The following is a 6,000-nucleotide window of genomic DNA, read 5'->3' on the forward strand; positions in this document are numbered from 1 at the left end:
CGCCGAGACACCGGCGCCGCCGAGCCGGGCCCGCCGGCGCGGTTTCGGCTATCCGCGCCGGGCCTCGGTCTGGACCTACGCCGCCCTGCTCGCGGTCGTGGCCGGATCGCTCTTCCCGCTCTACTGGTCGCTGGTCGTGTCGTCGCAGACCAGCGACGCCGTCGCCAAGGTGCCGCCGGTCCTGATCCCGGGCGGGCATCTGTTCGACAACATCGCGCGGGTCTTCGACTCCACCGACTTCGCCAAGGCGCTGCTCAACTCGTTCATCGTCAGCGGCTCGGTGACGATCTCCGTGGTCTTCTTCTCGACGCTGGCCGGTTTCGCGTTCGCCAAGCTGCGCTTCCGCGGCCGCAAGGTGCTGCTCGTGGTCGCCATCGGCACGTCGGTGGTGCCGCAACAGCTCGGCATCATCCCGCTCTACCTGCTGATGTCGGAGATCGGCTGGACCGACCGGCTCGCCGCCGTGATCGTCCCCGGCCTGGTCACCGCGTTCGGCGTCTTCTTCATGACCCAGTACCTCGGGCGGGCGGTGCCCGACGAGCTGCTGGAGGCCGGGCGGATCGACGGCTGCAGCACGTTCGGCCTCTTCTGGCACGTCGTGCTGCCGGCCGCGCGCCCCGCGGCGGCGGTGCTCGGCCTGTTCACCTTCATGCAGGCGTGGAACGACTTCTTCTGGCCGCTGGTCGTGCTGCAGAACAACGCCACCGTCCAGGTCGCGCTCTCCTCGCTGGCCAGCGGCTACACCACCGACTACACCCTCACCCTGACCGGCACGCTGCTGGCCACCCTGCCGATCCTGGTGATCTTCATGGTGCTCGGCCGGCAGATCGTCGGCGGCATCATGCAAGGAGCGATCAAAGGATGACGGACTCGGAACTGCCGCGGATGCCGGCCGGGTTTCTCTGGGGCGCCGCCACCGCGGCGTACCAGATCGAGGGGGCGGTGGCCGAAGACGGCCGCGCCGACTCGATCTGGGACACGTTCAGCCGCCGCCCGGGCGCCGTCGCCGACGGGAGCACCGGGGCCGTAGCCTGCGACAGCTATCACCGCTGGCGTGACGACGTGGACCTGCTCGACGGCCTGGGCGCGGGCGCCTACCGGTTCTCGGTCGCCTGGCCACGGATCGTGCCGTCGGGCGACGCCGAGGTGAACAAGCCGGGCCTGGATTACTACGACCGGCTCGTCGACGCCCTGTGCGAACGCGGCATCCGGCCGTTCGTCACGCTCTACCACTGGGATCTGCCGCAAGCCCTCGAGGACCGGGGCGGCTGGCGCGTACGCGACACGGGCCAGCGCTTCGCCGAGTACGCCTCCGTGGTCGCCGGGCGGCTCGGCGACCGGGTCGGCGACTGGATCACGCTGAACGAGCCGTACTGCTCGTCGATCGTCGGCTACGCCGAAGGCCGGCACGCCCCGGGCGCCACCGAGGGCCACGGCGCGCTCGCGGCCGCCCACCACCTGCTGGTCGGGCACGGCTTGGCGGTCGCGGCGGTCCGGGCCGCCGCACCGGGCTCCCGGGTGGGCATCACGCTCAACCTGTCCCCCGCCGTGCCGGCGACGGACACCGAGGCGGACCGGGACGCCGCCGCGCGGATGGACCTGCTGGTCAACCGGCAGTTCACCGATCCGGTGCTGGGTGGCGCCTACCCGGACGGGTTCGACCAGCTGTACGCCGGGGTGAGCGACCTGTCGTTCCGGCGCGCCGGCGATCTCGAGCTGATCGGCGCCCCGCTGGACTTCCTCGGCGTGAACTACTACTACCGGATCCACGCCGCGGCAGCGCCGTACGAGCAGCTTGATCCGGCCCTGCGGACTGCCTGCGACATCGGCGTACGCTCCGTGCCGCGCGAGGGCGTGCCGGTCACCGACCTGGGCTGGCCGATCGAGCCGCACGGCCTGACCGACACGCTGACCGGTCTCGCCACCCGCTTCCCCGGCCTGCCCCCGATCTACGTCACCGAGAACGGCGTCGCCGAGGTGCGCGAGGATCCCGGCCCGGACCCGGACCGCGTCCGATTCATCGCCACCCACGTGGCCGCCGCCGCCGAGGCCGGCCTGGACCTGCGCGGCTACTTCTACTGGTCACTCATCGACAACTTCGAGTGGGCCCGGGGGTACGGCCCCCGCTTCGGCCTGGCCCACATGGACTATCCGACGGGAAATCGCACCCCGCGGGCCAGCTACCACTGGCTGCGCGAGCAGCTGGCCCGGCAGCAGGCCACCACCGTGTGACGACGCAACCGCCGTGGATCGACGACCGACTGGTCGTCTCAGTGGACTTCGGCATCGGGGGCGCCGAAGGAGGCGAACATGTCGGCCAGCGACTGCGGCGCGTTGTCGTCGAAGATGAGCTCGAGACTGTCGGCGGACTCCTGGGCCACTGCTTCGCTGCGCGAGAACAGCTCCTGCTCGTACGTGGCCAGCGCCTTCTCGATGTCGCCCGGGTTGGCCGCGATCGCCTTGCCCAGCTCGGCGCCGTCGAACATGGCCAGGTTGGCGCCCTCGCCGGCGAACGGCGACATCACGTGGGCGGCGTCGCCGAGCAGGGTGACCCCGGGGATCCGGTCCCAGCGGTGCCCGACCGGCAGCGCGTTGATGGTGCGCGGGATCAGCGCGCTGTCGGCCTCGGTGATCAGGGTCTTGATCTCCGGGGCCCAGTCGGCGAACTCCTCCAGCAGCACGGCCTTGCCCTCGCCGGCGTCGGCCCAGTCGATGCCATCCAGCCACTCCTTCGGCTTCCTGAGCGCGATGTAGATGTGCAGGCTGCCATCGGTCTCCTTGTGGGCCAGGAAGCCCTGGCCCGGAGCGAGCGCGAACAGCATGCCGCCGCCGACCACCGAGGCCGGCCCGGGGTGCTTGCGGTCGGCGTCGACGTGGTCGACCTCGACGAACGAGATGCCGGTGTACGCGGGCTCGGCCTCCGACAGCAGTGGCCGGATCCGCGACCACGCGCCGTCCGCGCCGATCAGCACGTCGGCGACGACGGTCTCCCCGTCGGCGAAGCTCAGCTCGTGCCGGCCATCGCCCAGCGGCTTCGTGCCGGTGACCTTCTTGCCCCACTTGATCGTGCCCGCCGGCAGCGAGTCGAGCAGGATCTGCCGGAGCTGCCCCCGGTCGACCTCGGGCCGGTCGCCGGCGCTCTGCTCGTCCGGCTCCTCCATCAGCACGGTGTTGTGCTTGTCGAGGACGCGCATGGCCTGTCCGCCCTCGTGGATGATCGCCTGGAACTGCTCGAACAGTCCGGCGTCGCGCAGGGCGACCTGGCCGTTGTAGTCGTGGATGTCGAGCATCCCGCCCTGGGTGCGGGCGGCTGGTGAATCATCCAGCTCGTAGACGGTCGCGGCGATACCGTGGACGTGCAGGACCCGGGCCAGGGTCAGACCGCCCAGTCCGGCGCCCACGATGGTGATGGTGGGGGTGCTCATGATGCCTCCAGATGAACGAGTTCGTGACGAACGTGTTTTTCAGGGATAGGCGTTGCCGCCACATCAGCCGGCGCGCAGACCACCGATGAGGGTTTCGAAAGCCCATCGCCGGCGCTCATCGCCGGTGCCGGACAGGATCTCGTCGCGGACGTCGACCAGGTGCGGGTACGTGTCGCGGGTCGCCTCGGCCACCGCGAGGGCCAGATCCTGCTCCTCGCCGTCCGCGTCGGCCGACTCGTCCCGGCTGCCCTGCTCGGCCGCCATGGCGGTGGCCTGCTGCAAGAGGATGTCGACACCCCAGGCGGCCTGCCGCGCCGGCAGGCCGCCGGCGAGCAGCAGCCCGAGCATCGTGTCGATCAACCGCAGATAGTGCGGCCCGGACGGCCGCAGCGCGAGGACCGACCGCGCCAGACTCGGGTGGGCGAACAGCAAGTCGGTGTAGGCGCAGAGCAGGTCGATGAGCTGCTCGCGCCACTCCCCCGCGTCCGGCCCGCCGGGCTGCTCCAGCCCGGCGACGAGCTCGTCGAGGATCGCGCCGTGCAGCTCGGCCGTGTTCCGCACGTAGACGTACAGCGAAGCGGGCCCGGTGTCGAGCTCCGCCGCCAGCCGTCGCATCGTCAGCCGCTCCAGGCCCTCCTGCCGCATGACGTGCAGGGCGGCGGTCACCAGGGCCTCCCGGCTCAGGGGCGACTTGGCGGGACGATCACGGCGGCTGACGGGGACTCGGCGCGGGCTCATAACACGATCGTAGCGAACATGTTCGTCGAATGCACCGCGTCCGCTCCGCGGCGTACATCTCACACCTGGCCCGCCGGGCTCTCAGAGCTTGACTCCCCGCGCCCGCAGCCGGGCGATCACGGCCTCGATGCCGTCCCGGTCGATGACCTTGATGCCGGTAGCGCTCACATTCAGCCGCACGTGCCGGCCCTCCGAAGGCACGAAGTAGCGGCGGCGCTGCACATTGGGGTTCCACCGGCGGCGGGTGCGCCGATGGGAGTGGGACACGGTGTTGCCGAAACCCGGCTGCTTGCCGGTGACGTCGCAGACGAAAGACATGCGGCAGACTTTACAATGAAAATCGTTTCCAACAAGATGGGGGCATGACCGACTCCCGTCCCCACGTGACCGTGCTCGCCGGCTTCTCCGCCGCCGCCACCGACGCCGTGGCCCGCAGCCTGCTGGTCACCGATCCCACGCTGATCCTCGTCACGCACGACCTGAGCGGCGTTCGCGACGGCGTCGTCCGGCGCACCGTGCGCACCGCCGACGAGATTCTCGAGCAGGTCCACACCGAACTCGTGCACGGCTGCGTGTCCTGCACGTTGCGCGAAGACGTGCTGCCCACGCTCGCCCGGCTGAGCCGGGAGCACCCCGGCCGTGACCTGGTGCTGGCGCTGCCGCCGGCCGTCGAGCCGGAAACGGTCGCCGCGGCCGGGGTCGCCGTCGCCGACGCGGTACGGTTCGATTCCTACGTCACCGTCGTCGAGGCGGCCGGCGTGATCGGCGATCTCAGCAGCACCGACAGCCTGCGCGACCGCGGCCTGCACGCCGCCGGCAACGACGAGCGCGGCGTGGCGAACGTGGTGGCCCGCCAGATCGAGTTCGCCGACACGCTGGTCGTGTGGAGCACCCCTGGCGCCGACGCGCTGGAGCGGGATCGGCTCGCCGCCCTGCTGCACCGGCTGGCGCCGTGGGCGGCGCACGTGCACATCGGCGACAGCCCCAAGGTCGACTGCACGGGGCTCGCCCGGAGGCTGCTGCGCTCCGGGCGCCACGATCCGTCGGCTCCGGGCATGATGGGCCGGGCCCTCGAGGGCTACCCGATCGGCATCCACGACCGGGCCGGCGAGCACGGCGTCACCGCGATGCTGTTCCAGAGCCGGCGGCCGTTCCACCCGCAGCGGCTGCACGACGCGCTCGACGACCTGACCGCCGAGGCGCTGCGCGGCCGCGGGCAACTGTGGATCGCCACCCAGCCCGGCACGGCCATCGCCTGGGAATCGTCCGGCGGCGGCCTCATGCTCGGCAACCTCGGCCGCTGGCTGGCCGCGCTGCCCCGCGACCGCTGGAGCGAGGCGAGCGACATGCGCCGCCTCGCCGCCGACGCCGCCTGGGACCCCTACCACGGCGACCGGCACACCATGCTGTCGTTCGTCGGCTTCGACCTCGACGTCGACGCGATGACCGCAGCCTTGAGCGCCTGCCTGCTCACCGACGCCGAACTCGCCGACGGCGCGGACAGCTGGCGCGCCCTGCCCGACCCGTTCGCCGGCTTCTTCCCCACCGAGGACGCGGACCAGCCAGTGGTGACCGAGCCCGCCACGCCCTGACGAACCGTCAGCCGCCGCAGGCGGCGCAGGCGCCGGAGACCTCGAGGGTGTGGTCGCCGCCGAAGCCGACCTGGACATGCCTCGGTCGCCCGATTCCGCGCGGGAATCCGGCCGGGCAGGGCCTGCACGACTCAGGCCGGGGACGTGACAGGCAGCGTCGCCGTGATGGTGGTCCCTCCGCCCGGTGGGCTGCTGATCCGCAGCCGGCCCCCGCCGGCCTCGATCCGGTCGAACAGGCCGGTCAG

At 71.6% G+C, this 6,000-nt stretch carries 6 protein-coding genes; 3 read left to right on the forward strand and 3 right to left on the reverse strand.

Annotated features, from left to right (window positions below):
• The first annotated feature begins 85 nt into the window (after positions 1 to 85).
• The gene (locus tag AB0J66_RS38670) at positions 86 to 865 is read left to right on the forward strand and encodes a carbohydrate ABC transporter permease (RefSeq protein WP_364671987.1); all 780 of its coding nucleotides are present in this window, start codon (positions 86 to 88) and stop codon (positions 863 to 865) included.
• The gene (locus AB0J66_RS38675) at positions 862 to 2,232 is read left to right on the forward strand and encodes a GH1 family beta-glucosidase (RefSeq protein ID WP_364671965.1); all 1,371 of its coding nucleotides are present in this window, start codon (positions 862 to 864) and stop codon (positions 2,230 to 2,232) included. Before AB0J66_RS38670 ends, AB0J66_RS38675 begins: the two co-directional genes overlap by 4 nt.
• A gap of 38 nt (positions 2,233 to 2,270) precedes the next feature.
• On the opposite strand, the gene AB0J66_RS38680 is transcribed toward AB0J66_RS38675, so the two are convergent.
• The 3 genes from AB0J66_RS38680 to rpmB form a co-directional block, all read right to left on the reverse strand.
• Positions 2,271 to 3,425, reverse strand: coding sequence for an NAD(P)/FAD-dependent oxidoreductase (locus tag AB0J66_RS38680; protein ID WP_364671966.1), 1,155 nt, complete (start codon positions 3,423 to 3,425; stop codon positions 2,271 to 2,273).
• Positions 3,426 to 3,488: 63 nt separating this feature from the next.
• Complete coding sequence (locus AB0J66_RS38685) at positions 3,489 to 4,163, reverse strand: TetR/AcrR family transcriptional regulator (RefSeq protein WP_364671968.1); 675 nt, start codon at positions 4,161 to 4,163, stop codon at positions 3,489 to 3,491.
• An 81-nt stretch (positions 4,164 to 4,244) separates the two neighbouring features.
• Positions 4,245 to 4,481, reverse strand: a complete 237-nt coding sequence (gene rpmB / locus AB0J66_RS38690) for a 50S ribosomal protein L28 (RefSeq protein ID WP_364671970.1) — start codon at positions 4,479 to 4,481, stop codon at positions 4,245 to 4,247.
• A gap of 44 nt (positions 4,482 to 4,525) precedes the next feature.
• Between rpmB and AB0J66_RS38695 the strand changes: the two genes are divergently transcribed.
• On the forward strand, positions 4,526 to 5,755 hold the full coding sequence (locus AB0J66_RS38695; RefSeq protein WP_364671972.1) for a GTP-binding protein: 1,230 nt from the start codon (positions 4,526 to 4,528) through the stop codon (positions 5,753 to 5,755).
• The last annotated feature ends 245 nt before the right edge of the window (positions 5,756 to 6,000 follow it).

It is taken from the genome of Actinoplanes sp. NPDC049598 (genome assembly GCF_040675435.1).
Classification (GTDB): Bacteria; Actinomycetota; Actinomycetes; order Mycobacteriales; family Micromonosporaceae; genus Actinoplanes.

Excerpts from the sequence above, each read along its gene's own strand:
- AB0J66_RS38680 (WP_364671966.1), bottom strand. The coding sequence starts at position 3,425 with ATGAGCACCCCCACCATCACCATCGTGGGCGCCGGACTGGGCGGTCTG.
- AB0J66_RS38685 (WP_364671968.1), bottom strand. The coding sequence starts at position 4,163 with ATGAGCCCGCGCCGAGTCCCCGTCAGCCGCCGTGATCGTCCCGCCAAG.
- AB0J66_RS38695 (WP_364671972.1), top strand. The coding sequence starts at position 4,526 with ATGACCGACTCCCGTCCCCACGTGACCGTGCTCGCCGGCTTCTCCGCC.
- rpmB (WP_364671970.1), bottom strand. The coding sequence starts at position 4,481 with ATGTCTTTCGTCTGCGACGTCACCGGCAAGCAGCCGGGTTTCGGCAAC.
- AB0J66_RS38675 (WP_364671965.1), top strand. The coding sequence starts at position 862 with ATGACGGACTCGGAACTGCCGCGGATGCCGGCCGGGTTTCTCTGGGGC.